Here is a 24,777-nt window from a genome sequence, read left to right as displayed (position 1 = left end):
TGCTAAGCAGGATAATTCGTAGTTGCCACTCACCTAAACCTAAAATAACAAATTCAAACTCAAGCAATTTTTTTAAAAATTTTTATTGTAGCGGTAACAAACCGGCCGTTAAAAGTATGTAAGATTGATTGGTGCTGGTTTTCCGCCAAAGTTAATAGAGTTTATATTTTAAAATTTTTTAATAATTAACAATTACGAAATAAGGTTGTAAGCCTAACTTTCTGGATGATTTTACAGCCACTCATTTTATAAACATTAAAACTTTACATAATTTACGCTGGATGAAACATCCAGATCAAAAATACATCGAAGCCTTAGTATCTAACAACGAAATTCTGGTAGAAGAAATTTACCGAAGGTTCTCCGGCAAAATTAAGTGGATGGTTATAAAAAATAATGGTACGGAAGCCGAGGCGGGTGATATTTTTCAGGAAGCTTTATTGGCTATTTCGCACAGAGCAAAAACGCAGGGGCTTATTTTGTCTTGCCCTTTTGATGCCTTTATTTATTCTATTTGTAAGAATCTTTGGCTTAAAGTTTTAAACAAGAAAAAGTCACATTCTTCCGTAACAGACCCCGAAGAAATGGAAATAGGAGAAGACAGCTTGCAACTGGCCGAAGAATGCCTAATACAGGAGCAACGGCTACAATTATTGAATGAGAAACTAGACGAACTAGGCGGCAAATGCGCCGAACTGCTCCGGTTAAACTGGAGCGGAAAATCCATGGAAGAAGTAGCCGAGGATTTACAAATAAGTTACGCCTTTGCCCGCAAAAAAAAGGTGGGTTGTATGGATAAATTAATTAATCTAATAAAGCGCGACCCGCAGTTTAATACTTTGAAATGGTAATGTAATGAATACAGATTATTTAGAGAAAATAGAAGCTTACTTAAATAACGAAATGAGTCCGAGCGATAAAAAACAGTTTGAAGCGGATTTAACTACCGATCCAGAACTGCAAAGTGCGTTGCAAATGTACCGTACCATTGATGCCGATATGCGGGGCTACGAAAAATACAAGTTACAGAATAATGCCCTGAAAAGCACCTTAAGTAACTTAAATAATAAATATTTTGAAAATGAGCCACAAGCAGTAGCTAAAGTGGTGCCGCTGTATTCCCGGAATATTTTCAAAATACTTACGGCCGTAGCTGCCAGCGCTGTACTGTTGTTGGTTACGTATTTTGCCTTTTTCCGGTCAACAGCCGATGTGCAGTACCTGGCAAATGCTTACGTGAAAGAAAATTTGCAACACATAAACCAAACAGTTAGCGTGCCCGAAGATACCCTGCAATTTGGTTTAGCCGGAAGATATACCGTGAAAAATCCAGGCCTGGATAGTTTAGAGGCCGGCATTACAGCTTTCAACAATCAGGAATTTAATTCGGCTTTGCGTTATTTTCAGGGATTATTAAAAACTCATCCGGATGATGAAGCGGCAAAAAAATATACGGGGATGGTTTACCTGCGAACTAAAGCGTATGACCAGGCTTTGCGGGAGTTTACCGAACTAGCTCATAAACAAGAATCGTCGGACAATCCCGGACTTTTCCTGCAAGCAGTAACCTTAATGCTGCGGAACCAGCCCGGAGACCAGCACGAAGCCAAACAAGTTTTACAACAGGTAGTAAAAACAAAAGCCGAAGGCAGCCAAGAAGCAGCCCGGTGGCTGGAAGAATTTTAAAATTTAATTTATAAGATTCCTTATAAAATCTGCTACTCCAGCTCAGAGGAAGAACAATACGCGTCCGGGGAAAAAGTACAATTATCCTTTCTGGTTAGTAAATTGCCTTCTGTTTTCCTAAATATCCGGAAAGTTATAGAATTTATTTATTTCTTAAGTGGGCCATACTTCATTGAAAAGCTATCGCAATCAGCATATCTTCATTTGCTTTCATTAGAGAAGACAAAAACGCCTAAACTCAGATAAAAAAACAAAAAATTAAAATACAGGGTAACAAATGGCAGCTCTACAGAATATATAAACGAAAGTTCGGGTGATAGTACCTGTTTTGTTGTAAACAATAGTAATTTCTTTCGAGGTGTTTTAAAAAAAATATCTGAGGAACAACAAGTACTATCGCAATTTTAAAAAACGCAAAGGCTGGGATATAAAGTTGGATTTTTATAAAAATTGAAAAGCTGATTTTTTAAAAAATAAGAATAAGTAACTGAAGAAATAAGTCGCTGCAATTAAGGTGCTTGAAATAAAAAAGTTTGGTATTTGGCTTGGCTAGACTAAAGTTAAATCGAATAGCTTAATCCGGCGTCTTGTAACTCTTTGCAATGCTGCTCCCGCTCTCCGCAGTTCCGTTTACAGTATCTGCGCACAGGGACACGAACAAAAGTCTGGGCTACCATTTGCCTTTAATTGCCAGAACTCGCCCCGAGTATTAGTTGTACTACCACTTAGTGCAACCCGTAGGAAATGGTAGTACCGGCCGGAGAGCGGCCAGCATTGCAAACTAATATTTAAAAAATTAACGGCAAATAACGCCGGTGCCTCGATCAAATTAAGCCAGCAACGGAAAAGTTAAAGTAAAAGTAGTGCCCTTATTTTCCTGACTTTTCAGGGCTATTCGCCCGCCTTGTACTTCTACCAGATCTTTAATAATAGACAAGCCAATGCCATTGGGTTCTTCGCCGTTTAAGCCATTTCTGCGGGCCTTGTTGCTGTACTTATCAAACAAGTAAGGTTGTATTTCTTCCGGAATACCAATACCCGTATCGGTGTGCGTTAATATAAAATCAGAACCATGTGTATTTAAAACGAGCGAAATTTTTCCGTTTGCCGGAGTAAATTTTATCGAATTTGTTATCAGGTTATTTAAAATCTGGGTAAACTTCATCTCATCCAGCTCCACAATTATTTTGTCTTCCGGACTTTCTACCAGAATGGGCACTTTTACTACCTGAGATTTAATGTAATACTCCACGGTTTGACGGGTTTTTTCTACGGCATCAAACCGTTTTCTTTTAACCGGGGTGCCCGCCGACTTTATATGTTCGTCCTGTAATACTTCTTTTATTAATTTTAAGCAATCTTCGTAAGCCCGGTCGATTAACTCGGTGTAATTGGCAATTTCTTCGTAACGGCCCTCGGCATGGTCCATACTCAGTAAAGAAGTTACGCCTTTCATAATAGCTAAAGGGCCCTGTAAATCGTGGGCTACCACCTGCAATACGTTATTTTTTTTGCGGCCAAACTCCAGCAAGTGCTCGCGGTATTGGGCTTGTTGGGTAACGTCTTCGGCATAGCCCATTAAGTGTGTAAGCGTGCCAGATCCGTCCGCGATGGGTTGGGCATCTACTTTTACCTGCTTCAAGCGTTTATCCGGAAACTCTAAACCAAATTCAATTTCACAAGCATTGCCCTGGCAGGCTTTCTCGAAACGTAATCCGACGGCCTCGCGATCATCTTCTTCCACCAGCGCAAAGAGTTGCCCGGGATTTTTTAAAATTAAATCCCGGTTTATTTCCCAAATAAACTCAAAGGCAGTACTGAGGTAATCAAACTGTTTGCTTTGCAGATTAAAGATATACAGTACCTTTTTGCTGGATTGGCTCCATTGGTCGAAAATAGCCGGGATCATAGTAGCGTTGTAAGAATTTGTTTTGGTAAAATTACAAATACCCAGATGTAAAGTTTTTCTGGAGCTAATATTAATGAATAAAGTTTAAAATACGCGGCGCCTCGCAGACCTGCTATTTAAATAAATAAGAATAATTAGCACTATACTTATAAGGGCGTGGTGTCCGCTATTTATATTTATTCATTAAAAGAACTTTTAGATTTTTTGCTGCTAAAATGCGGGGAGATGGCCGGTATTAATTGGGACGAAAACCCATTGCCAGGTTTAGTACTACTATACAAGATAAAAAATGCTTCAAAACTCGCTCCGAGAGCTTTCAACTTGTTTATAATTTTATAAATAAACCTTTAAAGGCTTATTTATAGATAAGCCCAACTTGATAAATAAAAAAATATATTAACCATCTTGCTTGTAAATACGTTATCAATCAGTAGCTTTGAAGTGCAAAGTACTTTAATATTATTTTTAAAGTATATCAGCTAAAATGTTCAGGTAAAATCAGAGCAAGGGCATTGTTTCGTTAGTATTTAACCACTGAATAACCTAAACATAGTTTCTGCTGGTGAGATGGTTTTGATTTTTGCGTTTGGAAGTATGATTACCGATACAGTTGCGCTGAGAGATTAGGAATTACTTATTTTAAAAAATTAGGCAATTAACATTAAGTTAAAGCAAGTTATGTATCTACCTTCTAATTTGGAATAATTTAAAAGGCTGATACATGACTTGGGATTAAAGCAGTGAGCAGAAATTTTTTTGATTCTATACTTTGTAAAGCAAAGTTCTTTTATTGATTGTTATTTATTTTTAATTCTAAAACCAGTATCCCATTATGATGACTCCCAGAGAAATTCAGACCCAAACAGTAGGTAAACGTGCTGGACAAGGAGCCTTAATTGCGCTTGGGCTCGTTACTATTTTTATTGTGCAATTACAGGCTATGGACGTGGATTATGGAGCTTGGGTGTTGTTACCTTTGCTTACGGTTTCGGTAGGTGGCGCTATTGGCGGAATAATTTACTACCTGGTGGAGCCAGCGCGACAAGGAAGCAATGGGAGAAAATGGCTCGTAAATATAAGCTGCGCCTTGGTTTATTGCTTGATATTGTGGCTAAGTTTAATTGCGGCCCTGAGTGTAACGGGGCACTGGGATTAAACAATAAGCATATACTTACCTCAGTATCATTTTTTAAATTTTTAAAATTTAGCCATGCGCGACGACATTTTAGCTCACCTCCACGACCCAGCGCAACTGGAGCAGCTATACCGAAACAATAAAGCCGCTTTTAAGCAACAATTTCAGGAGATTTACCCCCAATTAAACAATAATGTACTGGCCAACTTCTGGTACGAAAGGTTGCGTTACGAAACCGACGAAATAGCCTGGGGATCCGCTAAAGAACTTAAGTTTGTGGTGCTGGCCTGTTTGCTGGCGGGTTTGCTGGCTAAATGGCCCGCAATTTTCGCTGTTAGCGAAGAATTCTTTTATCCGCGTAATATCGGCTTTATCGTGTTCCCGTTTTTAGCAGCTTATTTTGTCTGGAAAAACAAAATTCCTGGTAACAAGAAAGCGTTCCTGGCTGGAGTTCTGCTTGTTTGTTTGGTATACATTAACTTATTGCCCCACCAACCCGAAAGCGATACTTTAATTTTAGCCTGCATCCATTTGCCTTTGTTGCTATGGGCCGTTTTGGGAGTTTCGTTTGCCGGCGACGATTTTCGTTCAACCCAAAAACGGCTGGATTTTTTGCGTTTCAACGGCGATTTGGCTGTAATGTGTGCGCTTCTGGGAATTGCTGGCGTTATTATGACGGCGATCACCATAAATTTATTCTTACTGATAAACTTACCCATCGATCAGTTTTATTTTAAATACGTTGCTGCTTTTGGATTGCCCGCCGTGCCTATTGTAGCCACCCACCTTACCCAGACTAACCCGCAACTGGTAAACAAAGTGTCACCGGTTATTGCCAAAGTATTCAGCCCGTTGGTACTCGTAATGCTGGTTATTTATTTGGGTGCCATTATCTTTTCGGGCAAAGACCCTTACAACGACCGCGAATTTCTGTTGCTGTTTAACCTACTTTTAATGGGGGTAATGGCTTTAATATTCTTTTCTGTGGCCGAAAGCTCAAATAAACCCATTGCTCCTTTAAACACCGGCGTGCTTTTGCTACTGGCTTTTGTTACGGTAGTGGTAAATGGCATTGCGTTATCGGCCATATTATTTCGTTTAGTGGAGTGGGGGATTACGCCGAACCGCGTGGCGGTGCTGGGCGCTAATGTTTTAATAATGGTTCATCTGCTTCTAATAACGGTTATGCTTTATAAAAACATTACCCAAAAAGTTGCTATTAGCGCAGTAGGTCAAGCCATTGCAAGGTACTTGCCCATTTACTTTATCTGGACATTAATCGTAGTTTTCATTTTTCCTTTACTTTTCAACTTTAAATAGCAAGTGAAATGAATTAAAAAAACAGTATTAATAAAGTGATTCAGGTAATACAGTATAAATAAGATGCCTGATTTTATAGGATTGGAATTCTAAAATTTTAAAAATTTAATAACAGATGATTATGCAAAACAAAAGATTATGGAGCATGGTGCTCATAGTAGCGCTGCTGTTGTTTATCCCTTTCGTGGCCATGCAATTTACTGCAGAAGTAAACTGGTCCTTGTTCGATTTTATAGTGGCCGCTGTATTGTTGCTCGGCACGGGGCTTTTATGCGCACTGGTAATAAGAAAGGTAAGTACAATCAATCGCCGGGTAGTTATTTGCGCCGCTATTCTTGTGGCCTTGGCCCTGATTTGGTTAGAACTGGCAGTAGGAATACTGGGAACACCGTTTGCCGGCAGTTAAATTAAAATTTATCCAGGATAAAGATGATACCGGTTCCTGGTTTGGGGTAGTGGTAATGTGAAGCGTATAAAATCTGTTGTTGGTATACCCCGTACCAGGATCGGTTATTACAAGCAATTAACTGCAAAAAATAAGAGAACCGGTACTTTGTTCGTAGGCTAACTAAAGAAATATAGTGCTATTTACCTTACTTCACGTTGCTTTATCGTTAGAAGATTGTATGCCATGTTTTAGATTTAAAAAAGAAAAGATTTAATTCTGGTATAATTTTTTCGCGTAAATCTCAACCGAAAAGGCTGGTTTGGTGTTATACTGATTCCTATGAAACAATTTGCTCTGCTTTTACTTTGCTTTGATTTAACCATTGCTTGTACTTTCGAAAAAAAAACGGAAAATAATCAAAGCGCTACTGCTTTGCCTTCAACTGCCGATATTAAACTTTTGCCCGATTCTACTCCGCAAGTAAATACAGCAACCCGGCTGGTTGCCCAGGAAACACCGGCTCTTCCGGAAACGTTGGCTTTAAAGCAGGTACCGAAACGCCAGGCAGCGCAAGACACCACAAAATTTAAAAAAATAACTCCTTCCGGTAAAAAATTACCCGACGTACCGGTTAAGCCAGGTGCCCGCGGCGTAATGACCAATACGGCCTTATTAAACAAAAATTTGCGGGCTGCTTCTTCCGGTAATCTGCTTTTGAGCAAAGCAGTAGAAAAAGCCATTACCAACGGGTACAAAGCCTTGCAGCAACCCATTCAGGTAATTACCACCAAAACCTACATGGTAGATACCGACGATAAGCACAATTTTAATACCGTGGCCCCTTACTGGCATCAGCAACCCGATGGCAGCTGGGAAAAAATAGATGGCAAAGGCAACGGTTTAAGCAAAAAAATTGGCGACACCGAAAAGCTGCAAAAAGGCATCGGTAAAGTGGTGCCGGATTTAGCCTTGGCTTACGTAGCCAGCAGCGACCCCGTAGAAAAAGAAAAGTTTGCGGCCCGCGCCATTGAGTACTGCCAGCAATTTTTTCTGGATCCGGCTACCCGCATGAACCCTAATCTGGATTACGCCCAACTCATACCGGGGAAAAAGAAAATCCGGATAGAAACGGCCGTAGAAGGAGAGAAGCTCGTGGATATTGTGGATGCCTTGTTGCTGCTGCAAACCAGCAAGCACTACACGCCCGAGTTCGACCGCCAGATCCGGAAATGGTTCGCCGATATGGCCGATTGGATGGCCAACAGCCCCACCGGTAAACAAGCCGATAAAAGAACCGTTGGCAACATTGGGGTGATCTACGAAAGCATGCGGGCGGCCTTTGCTATTTACGGCGGCGATACCTCGTATGCCCGCCAACGTTTGCCCCGCATTAAAGAACGCTTATCCGACGAAATGAACGCCGATGGCGGTCTGGAACACGAATTGGATCGGGCTAAACCCAACATGTACAGCAACAAAGCCTTACAAGCCTGGGTACGGCTGGCGCGTATTTTATCTATCCAGGGCATTAACCTCTGGACCCTGGAAGAAGACGGTAAAAGCTTAGAAAAAGCTATTTTGTTTATGGTGCCCTACATGCTGGGCGAGAAGAAAATGAATAATACCGAAAAAATTCAGCCTAATTATTTTAGAAAAGTAGCCCGTACCGCGCAGTATGCCTACCGCGACCACCCGAAAACTGTGCAGGAACTCGAACGCTTTTTAGTAAAATACGATCAGGGTTTCCGGGAAGGCTACGACCCCTCTATTTTAACCGAACCATATTTGCCCTGGCAAGGGCTTGATGTAAGCAGTCAGTAAAGCTTGCAAATAGCTTGAATACTATGATGGTAAAAGATAGGATAAACTTTATCTTCGTGATCACCTTGTTTTGTTTTTAGCCTTTTTTAATGGCTTCTCCGGAAATGAGTAGAAATTTTTTACTTAAATTAAGATATTCTATTCCTGCTTTAAATCTAAATCATTGAATTGAGATACCGCACAATTGAGTATTGTGAAACTAGAATGTAATTGATATTTAATCTGTAATTCGGTAAATTGCTATTACAATTTTGTGTCTTTCCTCCTAAACTACAACGACCTAGTAAACCATGTGCGGACGGGCTTCTCAAACCAAGAAAAGAGTACCGGTAGAACATCGGTTTGCGCCTTATATCAACGAGGCTGATCTGGAGCCGGTTTACAATGCGGTGCCTTCCCAAAACTTACCCGTTATTACCAGTGAACAACCGGACAAGCTGCAATCTTTAGCCTGGGGCATTCCGATGGTGATTAATGGCAAAAACGATTTGCTCAGTAACTCCCGGCAGGATAAGCTCCTGCTTTGGAGCTATTACACGCAATTGTTGCAAAAAGGGCAAACCTGTCTGATTCTGGTTGATGGCTTTTACGAATGGCAAACGGTGCAGAAAAATTTTAAAATTCCGTACCGATTGGAGTTAAAAGATAAGGATGTATTTGCCATGGCGGGTTTATGGGATAAGAAAATAAACTCGAAGACCGGGCAGGAAGCTACTTTCTTCAGCGTGATTACGCTGGACCCTAATGAACTCATAAGATCCTTGCATGACCGTATGCCCGCTATTTTGCCGCCCGGCGAAGAAATGGTCTGGCTGCAATACTATTCCAAGAGCCAGAATTACCTGGACCAGATTAAAGCTTTTCCCGCCGACCAAATGACGGCTTATACCATTTCTAAAAAAATAAACACGCCGGGTTATAACGAGCCCGATATTCTGGAGCCGTATACCTGGCCTGCTTTACCCGAGCAATTGAATCTTTTTTAAAAATTTTACTCTTCCCGGTGCACACGCATGGAGGGAAATGGTACGGCGTTTTTCCAGGCCGGATTTTCCAGGGTGCCGTCGGTGCGGGGGAGCTGGCTAATAGCTATTTCTCTTAAATCCTGGGCTACTAACCCATCCAGGGTAATTTTAAAATAATTAGCCAACAGGATTAGCTTATCCAGGCTCGGTTCGCCCACGCCATTCTCGTAACCGCTGTACGTCGAGCGTTTGATGTTTAAGGCAAACGCTACGTCTTCCTGCGTCTTTTTTTTCAACTGTCGTAACCATTTTAAGTTCGAGGGTAGAAACATGTTCCTAGGTATTTTAGTATAAATGCTAAAATAATTAGTTAAATATAGCGCAAGTATGATTTATTTGGTTACATTTTACCAAAAATATTTGCTTAAAAACTAATCATTTTACCAAATGCAGTACCAGGTAGGTTTCTAACTTCTTGATTATATGCTACTCAACGACCAGCGAACCATTGCCCATTTTGATCTGGACACCTTTTTTGTATCGGTGGAGCGGCTGCGCAACAGCCAGCTAATGGGCAAACCCGTGATTGTGGGAGGAATGTCGGACCGGGGGGTGGTGGCTAGTTGCAGTTACGAAACGCGGTATTTTGGGGTACACGCCGGCATGCCCATGAAAATGGCCCGGCAGCTTTGCCAGGAAGCCATTGTACTGCGCGGCGACATGGAAGCTTACAGTAAGTATTCTACGGACGTTACCCAGGTAATTGCGGCGAAGGCGCCAGTTTACGAAAAATCATCCATCGACGAGCATTACCTGGACGTGAGCGGCATGGACCGGTTTCACGGTACCTGGCAGTGGACCAACGAGCTCCGGAATCTAATCATCAAGGAAACCGGCTTGCCCATTTCTTTTGGCTTATCCATCAACAAAACGGTATCTAAAATTGCGACGGGGCAGGCGAAACCCAACGGTAAAATGCAGGTACGCTCCGCGGAAGTAAAGCCTTTTCTGGCGCCGCTTTCCATTAAAAAAATACCGGGCGTGGGGCAAAAAAATTATCAGCTTTTGCGCAACATGGGCATTCCCACCATTGAGGTGCTCACCATGATTCCGGTAGAAATGATGCAGAAAGTACTGGGCAAAGAAGGCGTGAGCATCTGGGAAAAAGCCAACGGCATCGACGGGGCTCCCGTGGTTCCTTACTCCGAGCAAAAGTCCATCAGCACGGAGCAAACCTTCAGTACCGACACCACCGATATTGGTAAACTCAACAATTTGCTCGTTTCCATGACCGAAGGTTTGGCCTTTGAACTACGCAAACAAGGCAAGCTGGCAGGTTGCATTACGGTAAAAATCAGGTACGCCAACTTCGATACGCACACCCAGCAACTCACCATTCCGTACAATGCCGCCGACCACGTTTTAATCCGCAAAGCGAAAGAACTTTTTCAAAAATTATATAACCGGCGCTTGCTTATCCGGCTGCTGGGCGTGCGGTTGAGCAATTTGGTGCAGGGTTTTCAGCAGATTGATTTATTTGAAGATACCGCCGAAATGGCGAACCTCTACCAGGCCATGGATAAAATCCGGGTACGTTACGGCGACACGGCGGTGCAGCGGGCGGTAGGGTTAAAATCAGGTTTAAGATAAAAAACAACGTATGCTGGCATTTGTCCATTCGTATTATAGTTTGCGCTACGGCACCCTGTCGGTAGAAGACTTAGCCGCCGAAGCCCGGGCTCAGGGGTATAAAGCTTTAGCCTTAACCGATATTAACAACACTTCGGGTGTATTTCCTTTTATTAAAGCTTGCCTGGCGCAAAACATTCAGCCGCTGGTGGGTATGGAGTTTCGGCGCGATAACCAGTTGCTGTATACCGGCCTGGCTTTAAACCAAAAAGGCTTTGAGGAACTTAACAGTTTTTTAACTTACCACTTGCTGCGGCATCAGCCTTTGCCCGCTGCGCCCCCAGCTTTTACGCAGGCTATTATTATTTACCCGTTTGCCGCCGGTAAAAACAGGCAACTCCAGGAGCATGAATTTATCGGCGTTAGCCCCCAGGATTTAAATAAATTAGTATTCTCGGATTTACGACAGCAAGGCGCTAAACTACTCATGCAGCCGCTATTCACCTGCCAAAACGAGGAAGGCTACCACCTGCACCAGCATCTGCGGGCTGTAGATAATAATATTTTGCTGAGTCAGTTAAGGCCGGAACATGGCGTGGCCCAGGATGCTTGCTTTTATGCTTGCACCAAGCTGCTGACGCAATACCAGCGTTTTCCCGAACTTATCCGGAACACCGAAAAATTAGTGCAGCAAGCCACTTTTACGTTCGATTTTGAGAGCCGCAAGAACAAACGCCATTTTACCAACACCGCTTACGACGATAAATTGCTGCTGGAAAAATTAGCCCGGGATGGATTACAAAAAAGGTATACCGCATCGAACAAGGAAGCTAAACGACGCGTAGAGCATGAGCTGGGCATCATCGATAAATTAGGTTTTGCCGCGTATTTCCTGATTACCGAAGACGTAGTTACTTATGCCCGCAAGCGTAACTATTATCACATCGGGCGGGGGAGTGGAGCCAATAGCGTGGTGGCTTATTGTCTGGGTTTAACCGATGTGGACCCGATTGAGCTGGACTTGTATTTCGAGCGTTTTTTAAATCCCAAGCGCACGAGCCCGCCGGATTTTGACATTGATTTTAGTTGGAACGAACGCGACGAAGTGCTGGATTATATTTTTAAACGGTATGGCCGCGGCTACACTGCCTTGCTGGGCGCCATGAGTACGTTTCAGCATAACTCTATTCTGCGCGAGCTGGGCAAAGTATACGGCTTACCCAAAACCGAATTAGATGCGCTGGTCGAAAACCCGCACACAGCCGCTAACTCCGACCATATTACCAAAAAAATTCTGCAGTACGGTCGCTTGCTCTCGGATTTTCCGAATCTCCGTTCCATCCATGCCGGCGGGGTACTTATTTCGGAAGTTCCCATTACCAACTACACCGCGTTGGATTTGCCCCCCAAAGGTTTCCCGACCAGCCAGTGGGACATGTACACTGCCGAAAGCATTGGTTTCGAGAAGCTGGATATTCTGAGTCAACGCGGTATTGGCCACATTAAAGAATGCAAAAACCTGGTACAGCAAAATCAAAAAATCACCATCGATACCCACGATATTGCCCGGTTTAAAACCGATGAAAAGGTCCGCCAACAATTAAAATCCGGCGATACCATTGGCTGCTTTTACATCGAAAGCCCAGCTATGAGGGGTTTACTCAAAAAATTGCATTGCGATAATTATTTGTCCCTGGTAGCCGCCAGCTCCATTATCCGGCCAGGCGTGGCGCAATCGGGCATGATGCGGGCCTACATCCAGCGGTTTCACGAGCCAGATAAAATTCAGTACCTGCACCCGGTGATGGAAGAACAACTGAAAGAAACTTATGGGGTAATGGTGTACCAAGAAGACGTGATTAAAATTTGTCACCATTTTGCCGGTCTGGATTTATCGGACGCCGATGTGTTGCGCCGGGCCATGAGCGGGAAGTTCCGGTCGAAGAAAGAATTTGAAAAACTGGTAAATAAATTTCATGATAGTTGCCGCGCCAAAGGCCACCCCGAAGCCTTAATCAAGGAAGTCTGGCGACAGGTAGAATCATTTGCCGGCTATTCTTTTTCCAAAGCGCACTCGGCCTCGTTCGCCGTGGAAAGCTACCAGAGCTTATTTTTAAAAACCTACTACCCGCTGGAGTTTATGGTGGCGGTAATCAACAACTTCGGCGGCTTTTACAAAACCTGGGTGTACGTGCAGCAAGCGCAAAAAGCTGGGGCCGCCATGCATTTGCCTTGTTGCAACCGCAGTAACGTAACCACCACCATTTACGGGCAGGATATTTACCTGGGCTTTATTCACATCCAGAATTTAGAGCAAAAAGTAGCCAGTACCATTATGGCCGAACGGGAGCAGAATGGTCTTTATACCAGCCTGGAAGACTTTGTTACCCGCACCCAAATTACCCTGGAACAATTGTTAATTTTAATCCGGGTGCAGGCACTCCGGTTTACCGGTCAGGATAAAAAAAAATTACTCTGGGAAGCGCATCTGGTACTGGGGCATAAAGTAACGAACCCCTCGGCAAATGTATTATTCCGGGAACCCGCCCGGCAGTTTACGCTGCCCACCCTGTGCCACACGCGCATTGAGGACGCTTACGACGAAATGGAATTACTGGGCTTCCCGGTTACCTGCACTTATTTTGATTTGCTGCAAACCCCACATCGGGGCGATGTAAAAACCAAAAACATGCTGTTGCACCTGAATCAGAAAGTGCGCATGATGGGCGTTTTAGTGACGACCAAATACGTGCGCACCATCAAAGGCGAAGTGATGCAGTTTGGTACTTTCCTGGACGCCAGCGGCGATTTTTTCGATACCGTCCACTTTCCGCAATCACTCAAGCACTGGCCGTTTAAAGGCAACGGTATTTATCTGCTGTACGGCAAAATTGTCGAAGAATTTGGTTTCCCGAGCATGGAAGTAGAAAAAATGGCCAAACTCCCTTTCCAGAAAGATCCCCGGTACGGCTAAGCGTAACGGCGAGCGTTTTTTAAATTTCTAACCTGCAACCCAAATCCAATTCATCTTCAAATTATAATTTTTAAAAAATATGGCTATTTATTATCCCGCAAACCTTTACGGCATCCGCGGTTACTCTGCTTAAAAAGAATAAACAGGGAAGGTCTTAAATTTTTCCTTTTCTCTCCAAACTCTCTCCGCAACTTGCCTTGTTTTAACTTTGATTGTTCTCTGCTGTAATACTAGATCCCATACAATTGAATGTCAATTGCGGCTATTTAAAGACAAAGCTACTTCAATATGTAAGGCTTCCCGATTACAATACTTGCTACTATCTGGTTGTAGATTCTTCCGGCTAAGAAAATGGTTCATTTTGGGAGATGGGGGCAAACAGCCATTGGAGGGCGTGATCGATATCTACGAATATGGCTACTTTTATTCTGGATTGGAGATTAGCGTCTAATTCTACTAAGTCGTGGATGTGGTAAGCGCTCACTACTTCTGACACCCGGGGCTGAATGATGTAAGCATAGTTATGGTGTAAAACCGGGTCGAAAGCGGTAAATACGTGCTTTACTAACCATTTCTGGTCCTCGGATTCTATAAAATCTGCTTGTTGAATATTACACAGCCATTTGGTTAAATGATGCTCTTGGGCATAAGTCTGAGCCTGGATAATTACTTCCCGGAAAACCTGGCTGCTCGGGTGAGTTAACCATTCTAACTCGATGTAGCTACTTGCCAGATTTACCTGTATAACGGCGCTGTCGGTGCTTAGGATAGTTTGTAGTTCCATGGTTTATTAAAGTATAAGCTACCGGTAAAACCCAATAAAAGTTGTTAGTTTTAAATAAATATTTTTAAATCTATATTGCTGATATATAGATAATTATAAAATATTGGATAATCTGTAAATAACGCGTGGCAAACGGCGCAGCTTTTAATTGGGGGTAATATTGGTTTTGTTTTCGATGGTTATTGCGGAGCCTTCGGCAAGCATAACGGAGCTGGGAACGCAATTATTTAAAAAACGAAATGCTTTGCCGTAGTTCAGTTCAAAGTCTACCGAGATGGTGTAATCTGTAACGGCGTATTGCTGCCAGCGGGGGTGGGTAACCTCATACTGATTACTTTTTAAATTATTTACTTGGGCGTATCCCCAATAATGTTCCGAAATAAATTCCGTTTTGCTACCAATTGGTATCGGGATAGCCTCTTTATTGGCCAATAGGCTTATTACTTGCCAATTGCCTTTTATTTTCCATTGGTAGGCTATTTCCTGGTTGTTTTCCTGCTCGCGCCAGTGGTATTGCATCGGCCGGGTTTCGTACTTTTCGTTGTACAAAATGTTAGCCACAAGGGCCAAAGCAGGTAAAGGCACTATTTCTTTAATAAATACCACACCCCGGCGCCACTCCTGGTTTACTTTTCTTTTTACATAAAAACGCAGGTTAACTTCTTCAAAATTTACGTGGAAAGGGATTTTAAAGTCTAACAAGCGCGTGTTTAAGAACCGGAAGCCAATTAAACTTACATAACATTGGTCTTCCCAAAAATCCAGTTCGGTGCCAAAAGGTAAATAAGGTTGGAGTACAGTAGGGTTTACCTCGTAATTTGCAATGGCCAGCTTGCGCCATTCAGCAGTTAAAAAACTCATATAAGATAACGGGTGGTTTACCTTTACCAGATACGAAGAATCTCAGGAAGTAGGATTTAATTATTATAAAGGATAACCGGAAAGTAAATGTACCGGAAGTATAAAACTTATTTGGTGCCTATAAAAAGGTCTTCGTCCGGGTTTATGCCGTAGCGACTAAACTCGTTAAACAAGTTTAGTCGGGCTACTTTAAAGCCGGCTTGTTCTAGTCGTTGGGGGTAGTCCTGACCATAAATTCTAATGTGGTCCTTTTGGCCGAATATTATTTCCCTTTGTTGAGGATCGGAGATCGAGAAATCTTCAAATGTTTTTGCTGTATTCTTAGAAATAGGCACCTGCAAAATGGCTTGACCTTCTTTTTTTAAAACGCGTCTGAGTTCTTGCATGGCTTCTAAATCCGGAGGAACGTGCTCTAAAACATGGTTACAGAGAACCAGGTCAAAGGTATCATCGGGATAAGGTATGTCTAAAACATTCATGTTTTGAACGTGCGGCGGGTAACTGTATCCTGGGGTAAACAAATCGCCGCAAATGTATTGGCGAAAGTTAAAATTAAGTAAAACCCGGGATAACTGCTTTTCGGGAGCAATGTGCAGAATGCTTTTGTTCTTGTCTGCATCAAACAGCAAAAGTTTTTCTTTTAAATACGCGTAAATTAATCTTTCGCGGTCGGTAGAGCCGCATTGGTAACAACCACCTAACCTTCGGCCGCCGCCAATAATTTGTTTTTCCCGGTTAACCGGAATATCTAACCCAATAGGAGCTAAGTTTTTAGAGGAGTAGTGGCAAAAAGGGCAAAAGTATTTATCTCCCTGGTGTAAGAATACATTAACTCGCTTCTTCAGGCCGGCAGGAGTAATCTTGTTTATTAGATGTAACATGCTTACAAAAGATATGAGTGGAACGAAGCAATAATTTTAAAAAAGTGGTGTAAACCTCTCCGAAGTAGGGGATGCCGGGTAGTGACTGGCTTGTGCTTGTTATTATAAATTTAATAAAAAAGTATAAAACAAAAAGCCTGATGCGAAAAACACATCAGGCTTAAAATTTAAAATTTTAAAAAATTAACGTAACTGCATATCCGCAATTATCTCGTGGATGCGGCGGGTAAGCTGGGCATCTACCCGATCGAAGTCGGCTTCGGAAGGCAGTTTTTGCTGCACGCTAAAGTAAAATTTAATTTTAGGCTCCGTGCCGGATGGCCGGGCCGATATTTTAGAGCCATCGGCGGTAATAAACTGCAGCACGTTGGAGCGTTCCATATCAATGGTGTGCTCGGTACCGGTTTCCAGGTTTTTAATAATGCCGGTTTTATAATCCCGGATTTCGTGTACCCGGGCGCCGTTTATTACCTGTGGCGGATTGTCGCGCAAGGCCTGCATCATTTCGGCAATTTCCTGCTGACCGCGCTGGCCTTTTTTAGTTAAAGAAATTAAGTCTTCTTTAAAAAACTTAAACTCTTCGTACATGCTAATCATGAGCTGGTACAAGGTTTTGCCTTGGTCTTTGGCCACGGCGGCCATTTCGGCAATCATGGCGCAGGAAGCAATGGCGTCTTTATCACGCACAAAATCGCCGATTAAATAACCGTAACTTTCTTCGCCGCCGCCAATAAACGTTTCTTTGCCTTCCAGGCCCCGGATTACTTCGGCAATGTATTTAAAGCCGGTAAGTGTTTGGTACGATTTTACTCCGTATTTTTCGGCTACCCGGTTCATGAGTTCCGTGGTAACAATGGTGTTGGCAATAAATTCTTTGCCGGTTAATTTACCCGCGTCGTTCCAGGCTTTTACTAAATAATAAATAAGCAAACTGCCGGTTTGGTTACCGTTGAGCAGCACAAATTCGCCGTGAATATTTTTTACGCCAATACCTACCCGGTCAGCATCGGGGTCGGTGGCCAGCACTAAATCGGCATCTATTTCCTGGGCTTTTTGCAAAGCCAGGCTCATGGCTTCTTTTTCTTCGGGGTTGGGGTAAATTACCGTCGGGAAATTACCATCCGGGGTGGCTTGTTCTTCCACGATGGTAACGTTGGTAAAACCGAGTTTCTCCAGAATGCGGGGAACCAGCGTAATACCGGTGCCGTGCAATGGCGTGTACACAATTTTTAAATCGTGCTGGCGCTTAATGGCATCATGGGAGATAGATAAACCGGCAACCCGCTCCAGGTAAGCTTCGTCTACCTCGTTGCCAATCAGTTGAATGTTTTCGGGCTTGGCTGTAAACTTAATGTCCTCGATGGAAGTAATGGCGTTTACTTCGTTAATAATGTTTTTATCGTGCGGAGCTACTACCTGGCCGCCATCGTTCCAGTAAGCTTTGTAGCCGTTGTATTCTTTGGGATTATGTGAGGCCGTTAAAACCACGCCGCTGTGGCAGCCTAAGTGCCGAATGGCAAAAGATAGCTCCGGCGTAGGGCGCAATTCTTCAAAGAAAAATACCTTGATATCGTTGGCGCTAAAAACATCGGCTACAATTTGGGCAAACTCGGGGCTGTTATTACGGCTGTCGTGGGCAATGGCTACTTTCACTTGCTCGCCCGGAAATGATTTTTTTAAATAATTGCTTAATCCTTGTGTGGCGGCTCCCAAAGTGTACCGGTTCATGCGGTTGCTACCTACCCCCATTAAGCCCCGGAGGCCCCCCGTACCAAATTCCAGGTCGCGGTAAAAGGCATCGGTTAGCGACTCGTTTTGGGTACCGGTCATGAGTTCCCGAATTTGCGCTTTGGTGGCATCGTCGTAGGGTCCGTTTAACCAGGCGTCTATTTTACTTTGGATAGCTGGGTCAATCATAGTTTTATTTAAAATTAGAATGTGGATATAAATCGTTTTTTATACTAGTTATACGCAAACCAGTAATCTTATATATACTATTAAGTAATGAGAAAAAATTAAGTTAATTTAGTTATCTGGCAACTTTATACGCGCCGCAAAAGAAACTTTCGGTTATACCAACCAAGGTAACTAAAGCGGGCAATTTTTTACCGAAACAAAATTAAAAAATGCTGCTATATAAATCTGTTTCATTCTGGGTGTGTACTGTACGAAATTTAACGCCATCCGGATATAAAAACCTAAGTTTAAAAGTAAATATTAAAACCTATCAGCTTGGCAGTTGCCGGATTTAGCAAAATTTTAAAAATTTTATATTTTAAACCGGATAGTAGCTATTACCGTAATTGCTTTTTTAAAAGAGGTTTAAAGGTTATGCTCCCCGGGCAGGCGCCTATAAAGGTAAAATTTACTTAATTTTTTAAAGTAAATATTTGCTTAAAATACCTTGCAACATGCGGATTGCCGTTTTAAATTATTTGGTATTTACTTGCAATTGCTGATACATGTTTTAAAATTTGTAGAAATCATAGCATGCACACATGAACACGAATGAATTAAATTCATCCCTTGTAGCCATTATTCAAAAAAAGCAGGAACTAGGGCAGCTCACTTACGACGATGACCGGTACGATGAAGTGGAAGAAGAACTGCACGATCTGGAAGATGATTTTAATGAAAGATTTGGCGATTATTTAGAAGATATTTTAACCCAGGTACACGATAAAGTTTGTCCGGATACGGATGTTTTATTGCCAACTGCTTATTTGCCCACCCAACTGGCCACCGACGATAACACCACGATTTCGGCGAAAGAAGGGGTTTGGGTAGATACGGAAGAATACCCGGACCGGGAAGCCCGGTTAGTTTTAGTACCTAACCCAACGCGTTTGGTTTTATCTGTTGGTAAAAACGTGCGGAAGGAAGTTTGGAAAGCTTAATTTGCCGTAACTAACGTATTATTTTAAAAAAGTCCGGTGTGGTTTACCCACGCCGGACTTTTTACTTTTACCCCTTGAAGCTATTCGTATTTTCGCCAAAGCCCACCTTCTTTTATAAATTGTATTTCCGAGTGCCTTTGCACTTATTCTAAGGGTTTATATACACGATGGCATATTGCTGTTTTTTCTTAAAATGATACTAACAGTAAAGTGATACCCTATCTGCTTAGAAGTATAAATTATACCTAAATTTAATTAATTTTTACTATTGTATTTTTTACAATAAGTAATATATTTGTTAGATCGTGTTTTAGAAAATTGCTAAACAGTAGGGTAGAATGCTTCTTAAAATTAATTATTTTTCAAATTTTAAGCATCGAATTAGTTAAATTTTCAACAATAGTATTTTTTTAAAAATAATATTTTAGTGAAACCCGGATTTTAGTTAAATATTATATAAACAAGATGTTAGAGCGCTTTCTGCTACGTTTAGGGTTATATTAGTTTAAGCTGTCTTTTTATGTAAGGCTGCCGCAATAACAAAAAACTAGGCCAACAGAAGGGTTTAAAAACAAAAAGTAAGTAACCGGACGAGCAACAGATTCTTTTAGTTAATAAACCATTCAATTAATTTAAATAAAAAGTGTATGCACAAATCTAGACTCATTTTTTACTTGCTAACATTTTGCCTGGGAGTCTTCGGGGCAATAAATGTTCAGGCCCAAGGAAGGCAAATTACCGGAACCGTTACTTCGGCCAAAGACAAGCAGGCTATTATCGGAGCAACTATCCTGGTTAAAAACACCACTACCGGTACTACTACCGATGCAGAAGGAAAATTTAGTTTAAACGTTCCGGATAATGCCACTTTAGTAGTTAGTTATATTGGTTACACCAACCGCGAAATTGCAGTAGGCAATCAAACTACCATTAATATTGTGCTGGAAGAAAATTCGGAAGCTCTGGAAGAAGTAGTTGTAACGGCTTTTGGTATTAAGCGCGATGCCAAGAAATTAGGTTATGCCACTTCTACGGTAAATACCGAGCAATTAACTACCACCCGCACTACCAACGTGGGTAATAGCCTGGTAGGTAAAGTGCCTGGTTTACAGGTACAAGCGCCACCAAGCGGTCCGGGCGGTTCTTCTAAAATCCGGATCCGGGGCCAAGCTTCTTTTGGGGCAAATAACTCGCCATTGATTATTGTAAACGGCGTGCCGATTAACAACTCTACCGGCGGCTCGGCCAACAGCGGCGGCACTGGCTTTAACGGTGAAGCCCGTACTGATACCGGCGATGGTTTGCAAAGCATTAACCCCGACGATATTGAGTCCATGACCGTATTAAAAGGAGCAGCAGCTTCGGCACTGTACGGTTTTAGAGCAGCCAATGGCGCTATTATTATTACTACCAAATCGGGTAAAGGCCAAACTGGTATTGGGGTAGAGGTTAACTCTAACTTCCAGGCCGACCAAGCTTTAGATTATACGGATTTTCAGTATGAATACGGTCAGGGAGAAAACGGCATCCGGCCGCAAGTACTTGAAGGCGGCCCGAACGCAGCCCGTGGTCCATCTACCGGTACCGGTACATGGAGCTTCGGCGAACGCTTTGATGGCCAACCTACTATTGCGGTAGATGGTCAGTTACATCCGTACAGCCCGTATAAAAACCGGGTAAAAGATTTTTACCGCACCGGTACCACCTGGACTAATTCCGTTGCTTTAAGCGGTGGCAGCGATAAAGGGAACTTCCGTTTATCTTTTGCCAACACCGATGCCAACAGCATTATCCCGAACTCGGAGTACAACAAGAAAATTTTAAATTTTGGCTTAACCTATAACCTGACGGATAAATTATCGACTCAGTTTAACGCCAACTATTCGAACGAGTACACCAAAAACCCGCCGGTAGTAGCACAGCAGGATTATAACATTAACCAAACTGTTTATACCATTGCCAACAGTATTGATGTAGCCTGGCTAGAAGCAGCTTATCAGAATGCCGCTGGTAACGAAATCCACCCTTCCCGTTTTACTAACCGGACGAACCCGTACTGGACCATTAACAAACGTTTAGAAGAAAACCGCCGCGACCGGATTTTTGGTAATGCGTCTATTCGTTATCAGTTTACCCCGTGGTTATACGCTCAAGGCCGGGTAGGACAGGATTATTTCACCAACCCGTACAATGCCAACCGCCCTACAGGTACCGCTTTCTTAGTATCGGCAACTACCGGGTTTAACGGTAACTTCTACCAGAGAGAGAATACTTTCCGGGAGCGCAACTTAGACTTCTTAATCGGGGCTAACCGCGAGTTTGGTAAGTTTGGTATTGATGCAACTTTCGGTGGTAACTCCATGGATATTAAAACTACCAGCATTGGTACTTCGGTAACTAACTTCTACGTGCGCGACCTCTATACCATAGGCAACGGCCAGGTAAAAGAGCCGGTAGCTTCTTATTCACAGAACCGGGTTAACTCCTTGTTTGGTACCGTTGATTTCTCGTTCAATAATTACTTGTTTTTAAATTTAACGGGCCGTAATGACTGGTTCTCTACGTTAAACCCAAAATCAAATAACTACCTGTATCCATCTATTAGCTCCAGCTTCGTATTCAGCCAAGCGTTCCCTAGTTTGCCAGCCTGGTTAAACTACGGTAAAGTGCGGGTAGCTTACGCCGAAGTAGGTGGTGCCACCGATCCGTATTCTAACGCTTTGTTCTATAACATCAACGCCAACCCATTATCAATAAATGGCAGCAACTACGCTTTAGGTAACATCTCTGGTTCTGTTAGCCCGAACCCGAATTTACGCCCACTAAGCGTACGCGAAGCCGAAGCTGGTATTGAGTTAAGAACCCTGGATAACCGCATTAACTTAGACTTTAGCGTTTACCGGAAAAACACTGTAGATGAAATCCTGAACGTAGATATCTCGAACACGTCTGGTTTTAACCAAACCAAAGTAAACGTAGGTAAATTAAGAAACCAGGGTATTGAAGCTTTATTAACTTTAGAACCCGTACGCAACGATGCTATTACCTGGACCAGTGCCTTTAACTTTACCATTAACAAAAGTGAAGTACTGGAGTTAGCTAATAATCAAGCTCGTTTTGATGTGGCCAATGCCCAGGATTTAGGTGCCTTCATCGGTTACGTATCGCACGAAGTGGGTAAGCCTTTAGCTTCCTTACGCGGCTTTGATTACAAACGCAATGCGCAAGGTCAGATAGAAACTGCCAATGGCCGTTTCTCACAAGGTAATCTGGTAACTTATGGCAGCGCTATTCCTACCCACACCGGCGGTTGGTTAAACACCGTTAATTTTAAAGGATTCCGCTTGTTTGCTCAGATCGATTTCAAAGCCGGTCATAAGTTAATCTCTAACTCTAACTTTAACTGGTACCGTCACGGCTTGCACAAAGCATCTTTGGTTGGCCGCGAAGGTGGTGTAGTAATGCCAGATGCGGTAAATGCCGATGGTACGCCAAATACTACTCCGGTACCAGCCCAAGAATTTTACAATAACTACCGCAGTGTAAACGTAACCACCCCATTTGTTTACAACGCCAGCTTCGTGCGTTGGAGAACCTTGTCCTTAGGCTATGACTTATCGCGGTTCGTGAACAAATCTTTCGTGAAAGGTTTATCCCTGAATGCCTTTGTAAACAACGTGCTCATCATTAAAAAATACGTCGACAATCTGGATCCGGAAACACAGTTCTCCGCATCTGACCTTAACACTGGTTTAGAGGCGCACGCCCTGCCTACCACCCGCAGTTATGGTTTAAACATTAACATTAAGCTTTAAGCAATTATGATTTACATGAAAAAATATATATCCCTGGCCTTTGCCGCTCTGTTGTTAAGCGTGAGTAGCTGCGACAAGGATTTCGAAGAAATTAATACCAACCCGAACCAAGCTACTGATCTCGATCCGGTTTATTTGTTAAACAATGCCCAATTTGCATCGGGTAACCAGTCCATGCATTTTTACGAAGGCAATATTGTACAACAAGTAAATACGCCTTTTACCGGGGTAGTAGAGGCTGGTAACCACAACGTACTCAACGATGCCAACACCCGCTCTTTATGGAACGGCTTGTACGAAGGACCGGTGCGCAATACTGTAGCCATTATTGAAAAAACCAAGGCTGATCCGGCGCAGAGTAACATCTACAACATGGCCCGGATTTTAAAGGCCTACAACTTTATTGTGCTGGTAGATACCTACGGCGACGTACCTTACTTCCAAGCCGGTAAAGGTTTTCTGGAAAGCACTTACCTGCCGAAGTACGACGACCAAAAAGCCATTTACGATGATATTCTGAAGGAATTAGAAGAAGCTACGGCGGCTCTGGATCCAGCTAAACCAACTGTAGTAGGAGGCGATATTTTCTACAACGGCAACATTGAAAAGTGGAAGAAATTAGGCAACTCTATCTTGTTGCGGGCAGCCATGCGCTTCACCGAATTAGATCCGGCTAAAGCCGACCAATGGGTAGATAAAGCTGTGGCTGGTCCATTAATGGCTTCGAACGATGATAATGCTTACGTGCGGTTTAACTCGCCGGCTTATGTGCACCCCACCACTGCCGGACTTACTGCTACCGAAAGAGCTAACTTCTTCGCCGGTGAGCCATTCGTTAATTTCCTGAAAACTTACAACGATCCCCGGTCGCCTTACATTGTAGTGCGGTATTCGCAACGCGGTTCCGATACTGGTGGTGAGATGAATACCAATTTGGCTGATCAGTTTGGCCTGCCTTACGGTTATTCCGATGTAACCTTGCCTACAGCTCCGGGTTATCGCGGTTCTTTGGATGCCTATTCGCAATTCCGCCGCAATACGGTATTAAATCAAAATTCGCCGGAGTTTTTGGTAACCTTCGCCCAAACCCAATTATTATTAGCCGAAGCAGCCCAAAGAGGATTTATTGACGGTGATGCCAAGACCTATTACGAAAATGGAATCAAAGGTCACATGGATCAACTAAAAGGTTATGATGCTACCATTAACATACCCGAAGAAGTAAAAAATGCTTACGTGCAACAACCGGGCATTTTATATGACCCGGCAACAGCTTTGGAGCAAATTAATACGCAGTACTGGGTAGCTTCTTTCCGGAGCTGGTCCGAAGCTTGGGCTAACTTCCGCCGTACCGAGTTGCCAAGATTGCAGCCTATTAACTATCCGGGCGAAGATGTTTCCGTTAAAGGAGGTTTTATCCGCCGCTTAGTGTATCCAAACCGCGAAGTATCGGTGAACCAGGCTAACGTGAACGAAGCTATCACGCGCATGGGGCCAAATGTGCTGGGTACCCGTTTGTTTTGGGATAAATAAAAATTTAAAAAACCGCCTGTTTGCCAACAGGTAGCGGGCGGTTTTTTAAATTTTTTCCTTTTCTATCAACTTTAAATCAAGGTTAATTCAGTTTTAAGGTAAAACAACAGAATTCCTATAGAATTGCTATTATACCTTACTGCTGTTTAGCGCAAGTTTTGTACCCGCATTTGATTATC

18 protein-coding genes are annotated in these 24,777 nt (G+C 42.8%); 12 read left to right on the top strand and 6 right to left on the bottom strand.

Translation table 11 applies throughout. The features are described from left to right. Positions 1 to 281: 281 nt before the first annotated feature. Both HUW51_RS24140 and HUW51_RS24135 read left to right on the top strand, forming a co-directional pair. Complete coding sequence (locus HUW51_RS24140; protein WP_185272137.1) at positions 282 to 851, top strand: RNA polymerase sigma factor; 570 nt, start codon at positions 282 to 284, stop codon at positions 849 to 851. A gap of 4 nt (positions 852 to 855) precedes the next feature. Then, positions 856 to 1,686, top strand: coding sequence for a tetratricopeptide repeat protein (locus HUW51_RS24135; protein ID WP_185272136.1), 831 nt, complete (start codon positions 856 to 858; stop codon positions 1,684 to 1,686). A gap of 829 nt (positions 1,687 to 2,515) precedes the next feature. On the opposite strand, the gene HUW51_RS24130 is transcribed toward HUW51_RS24135, so the two are convergent. Continuing rightward, on the bottom strand, positions 2,516 to 3,595 hold the full coding sequence (locus HUW51_RS24130) for a PAS domain-containing sensor histidine kinase (protein WP_185272135.1): 1,080 nt from the start codon (positions 3,593 to 3,595) through the stop codon (positions 2,516 to 2,518). Between the two features lie 832 nt (positions 3,596 to 4,427). Here HUW51_RS24130 and HUW51_RS24125 point away from each other — a divergent pair. The 5 genes from HUW51_RS24125 (at position 4,428) to HUW51_RS24105 (ending at position 9,245) form a co-directional block, all read left to right on the top strand. Further along, positions 4,428 to 4,751 (top strand): hypothetical protein, encoded by a 324-nt coding sequence (locus tag HUW51_RS24125; RefSeq protein WP_185272134.1) that lies wholly within the window; start codon positions 4,428 to 4,430, stop codon positions 4,749 to 4,751. A 54-nt stretch (positions 4,752 to 4,805) separates the two neighbouring features. After that, the gene (locus HUW51_RS24120) at positions 4,806 to 6,050 is read left to right on the top strand and encodes a DUF4153 domain-containing protein (RefSeq protein ID WP_185272133.1); all 1,245 of its coding nucleotides are present in this window, start codon (positions 4,806 to 4,808) and stop codon (positions 6,048 to 6,050) included. Between the two features lie 115 nt (positions 6,051 to 6,165). Beyond that, positions 6,166 to 6,456: a hypothetical protein gene (locus HUW51_RS24115; RefSeq protein ID WP_185272132.1), complete on the top strand. Its 291-nt coding sequence runs from the start codon at positions 6,166 to 6,168 to the stop codon at positions 6,454 to 6,456. 321 nt (positions 6,457 to 6,777) lie between these two features. Continuing rightward, entirely contained in the window at positions 6,778 to 8,259 is a 1,482-nt protein-coding gene (locus HUW51_RS24110; protein WP_185272131.1) for an alginate lyase family protein, read from the top strand. 290 nt (positions 8,260 to 8,549) lie between these two features. Next, positions 8,550 to 9,245 carry an SOS response-associated peptidase gene (locus HUW51_RS24105; protein WP_185272130.1) on the top strand — a complete coding sequence of 232 codons (696 nt, stop codon included), beginning with the start codon at positions 8,550 to 8,552 and terminating at the stop codon, positions 9,243 to 9,245. 5 nt (positions 9,246 to 9,250) lie between these two features. Here HUW51_RS24105 and HUW51_RS24100 read toward each other — a convergent pair whose 3' ends face one another. Then, on the bottom strand, positions 9,251 to 9,556 hold the full coding sequence (locus HUW51_RS24100; protein ID WP_228466887.1) for a helix-turn-helix domain-containing protein: 306 nt from the start codon (positions 9,554 to 9,556) through the stop codon (positions 9,251 to 9,253). A 151-nt stretch (positions 9,557 to 9,707) separates the two neighbouring features. On the opposite strand from HUW51_RS24100, the gene dinB reads away from it, so the two are divergent. Next, positions 9,708 to 10,874, top strand: coding sequence for a DNA polymerase IV (gene dinB, locus HUW51_RS24095; protein WP_185272128.1), 1,167 nt, complete (start codon positions 9,708 to 9,710; stop codon positions 10,872 to 10,874). A 10-nt stretch (positions 10,875 to 10,884) separates the two neighbouring features. Then, entirely contained in the window at positions 10,885 to 13,827 is a 2,943-nt protein-coding gene (locus HUW51_RS24090) for a DNA polymerase III subunit alpha (RefSeq protein ID WP_185272127.1), read from the top strand. Positions 13,828 to 14,170: 343 nt separating this feature from the next. Here the strand turns inward: HUW51_RS24090 and HUW51_RS24085 are convergent, their stop codons facing one another. The 4 genes from HUW51_RS24085 to HUW51_RS24070 form a co-directional block, all read right to left on the bottom strand. Continuing rightward, complete coding sequence (locus HUW51_RS24085) at positions 14,171 to 14,611, bottom strand: hypothetical protein (RefSeq protein ID WP_185272126.1); 441 nt, start codon at positions 14,609 to 14,611, stop codon at positions 14,171 to 14,173. A 144-nt stretch (positions 14,612 to 14,755) separates the two neighbouring features. Continuing rightward, on the bottom strand, positions 14,756 to 15,472 hold the full coding sequence (locus tag HUW51_RS24080) for a YqjF family protein (protein ID WP_185272125.1): 717 nt from the start codon (positions 15,470 to 15,472) through the stop codon (positions 14,756 to 14,758). A gap of 107 nt (positions 15,473 to 15,579) precedes the next feature. Further along, a complete protein-coding gene (locus tag HUW51_RS24075; protein ID WP_185272124.1) occupies positions 15,580 to 16,353 on the bottom strand; it encodes a class I SAM-dependent methyltransferase in 774 nt (257 codons plus the stop codon). A gap of 183 nt (positions 16,354 to 16,536) precedes the next feature. Then, entirely contained in the window at positions 16,537 to 18,270 is a 1,734-nt protein-coding gene (locus HUW51_RS24070; RefSeq protein ID WP_185272123.1) for a phospho-sugar mutase, read from the bottom strand. 581 nt (positions 18,271 to 18,851) lie between these two features. Between HUW51_RS24070 and HUW51_RS24065 the strand changes: the two genes are divergently transcribed. From HUW51_RS24065 to HUW51_RS24055, 3 genes are all read left to right on the top strand, one after another. Beyond that, positions 18,852 to 19,250: a hypothetical protein gene (locus HUW51_RS24065; protein ID WP_185272122.1), complete on the top strand. Its 399-nt coding sequence runs from the start codon at positions 18,852 to 18,854 to the stop codon at positions 19,248 to 19,250. A gap of 647 nt (positions 19,251 to 19,897) precedes the next feature. After that, entirely contained in the window at positions 19,898 to 23,065 is a 3,168-nt protein-coding gene (locus tag HUW51_RS24060; protein WP_185272121.1) for a SusC/RagA family TonB-linked outer membrane protein, read from the top strand. Positions 23,066 to 23,080: 15 nt separating this feature from the next. Then, the gene (locus tag HUW51_RS24055; protein WP_185272120.1) at positions 23,081 to 24,598 is read left to right on the top strand and encodes a SusD/RagB family nutrient-binding outer membrane lipoprotein; all 1,518 of its coding nucleotides are present in this window, start codon (positions 23,081 to 23,083) and stop codon (positions 24,596 to 24,598) included. The last annotated feature ends 179 nt before the right edge of the window (positions 24,599 to 24,777 follow it).

The organism is Adhaeribacter swui (genome assembly GCF_014217805.1).
In the GTDB taxonomy this organism is placed as follows: Bacteria; Bacteroidota; Bacteroidia; order Cytophagales; family Hymenobacteraceae; genus Adhaeribacter; species Adhaeribacter swui.
This window is presented reverse-complemented; position numbering and strand designations above follow the sequence as displayed.

Bases quoted from the DNA above. Each gene is read 5' to 3' on its own strand.
- HUW51_RS24060 (WP_185272121.1), top strand. From the start codon at position 19,898: ATGCACAAATCTAGACTCATTTTTTACTTGCTAACATTTTGCCTGGGA.
- HUW51_RS24110 (WP_185272131.1), top strand. From the start codon at position 6,778: ATGAAACAATTTGCTCTGCTTTTACTTTGCTTTGATTTAACCATTGCT.
- HUW51_RS24125 (WP_185272134.1), top strand. From the start codon at position 4,428: ATGATGACTCCCAGAGAAATTCAGACCCAAACAGTAGGTAAACGTGCT.
- dinB (WP_185272128.1), top strand. From the start codon at position 9,708: ATGCTACTCAACGACCAGCGAACCATTGCCCATTTTGATCTGGACACC.
- HUW51_RS24120 (WP_185272133.1), top strand. From the start codon at position 4,806: ATGCGCGACGACATTTTAGCTCACCTCCACGACCCAGCGCAACTGGAG.
- HUW51_RS24070 (WP_185272123.1), bottom strand. From the start codon at position 18,270: ATGATTGACCCAGCTATCCAAAGTAAAATAGACGCCTGGTTAAACGGA.
- HUW51_RS24055 (WP_185272120.1), top strand. From the start codon at position 23,081: ATGAAAAAATATATATCCCTGGCCTTTGCCGCTCTGTTGTTAAGCGTG.
- HUW51_RS24065 (WP_185272122.1), top strand. From the start codon at position 18,852: ATGAACACGAATGAATTAAATTCATCCCTTGTAGCCATTATTCAAAAA.
- HUW51_RS24080 (WP_185272125.1), bottom strand. From the start codon at position 15,472: ATGAGTTTTTTAACTGCTGAATGGCGCAAGCTGGCCATTGCAAATTAC.
- HUW51_RS24135 (WP_185272136.1), top strand. From the start codon at position 856: ATGAATACAGATTATTTAGAGAAAATAGAAGCTTACTTAAATAACGAA.
- HUW51_RS24090 (WP_185272127.1), top strand. From the start codon at position 10,885: ATGCTGGCATTTGTCCATTCGTATTATAGTTTGCGCTACGGCACCCTG.
- HUW51_RS24130 (WP_185272135.1), bottom strand. From the start codon at position 3,595: ATGATCCCGGCTATTTTCGACCAATGGAGCCAATCCAGCAAAAAGGTA.
- HUW51_RS24115 (WP_185272132.1), top strand. From the start codon at position 6,166: ATGATTATGCAAAACAAAAGATTATGGAGCATGGTGCTCATAGTAGCG.
- HUW51_RS24075 (WP_185272124.1), bottom strand. From the start codon at position 16,353: ATGTTACATCTAATAAACAAGATTACTCCTGCCGGCCTGAAGAAGCGA.
- HUW51_RS24140 (WP_185272137.1), top strand. From the start codon at position 282: ATGAAACATCCAGATCAAAAATACATCGAAGCCTTAGTATCTAACAAC.
- HUW51_RS24105 (WP_185272130.1), top strand. From the start codon at position 8,550: ATGTGCGGACGGGCTTCTCAAACCAAGAAAAGAGTACCGGTAGAACAT.
- HUW51_RS24100 (WP_228466887.1), bottom strand. From the start codon at position 9,556: ATGTTTCTACCCTCGAACTTAAAATGGTTACGACAGTTGAAAAAAAAG.
- HUW51_RS24085 (WP_185272126.1), bottom strand. From the start codon at position 14,611: ATGGAACTACAAACTATCCTAAGCACCGACAGCGCCGTTATACAGGTA.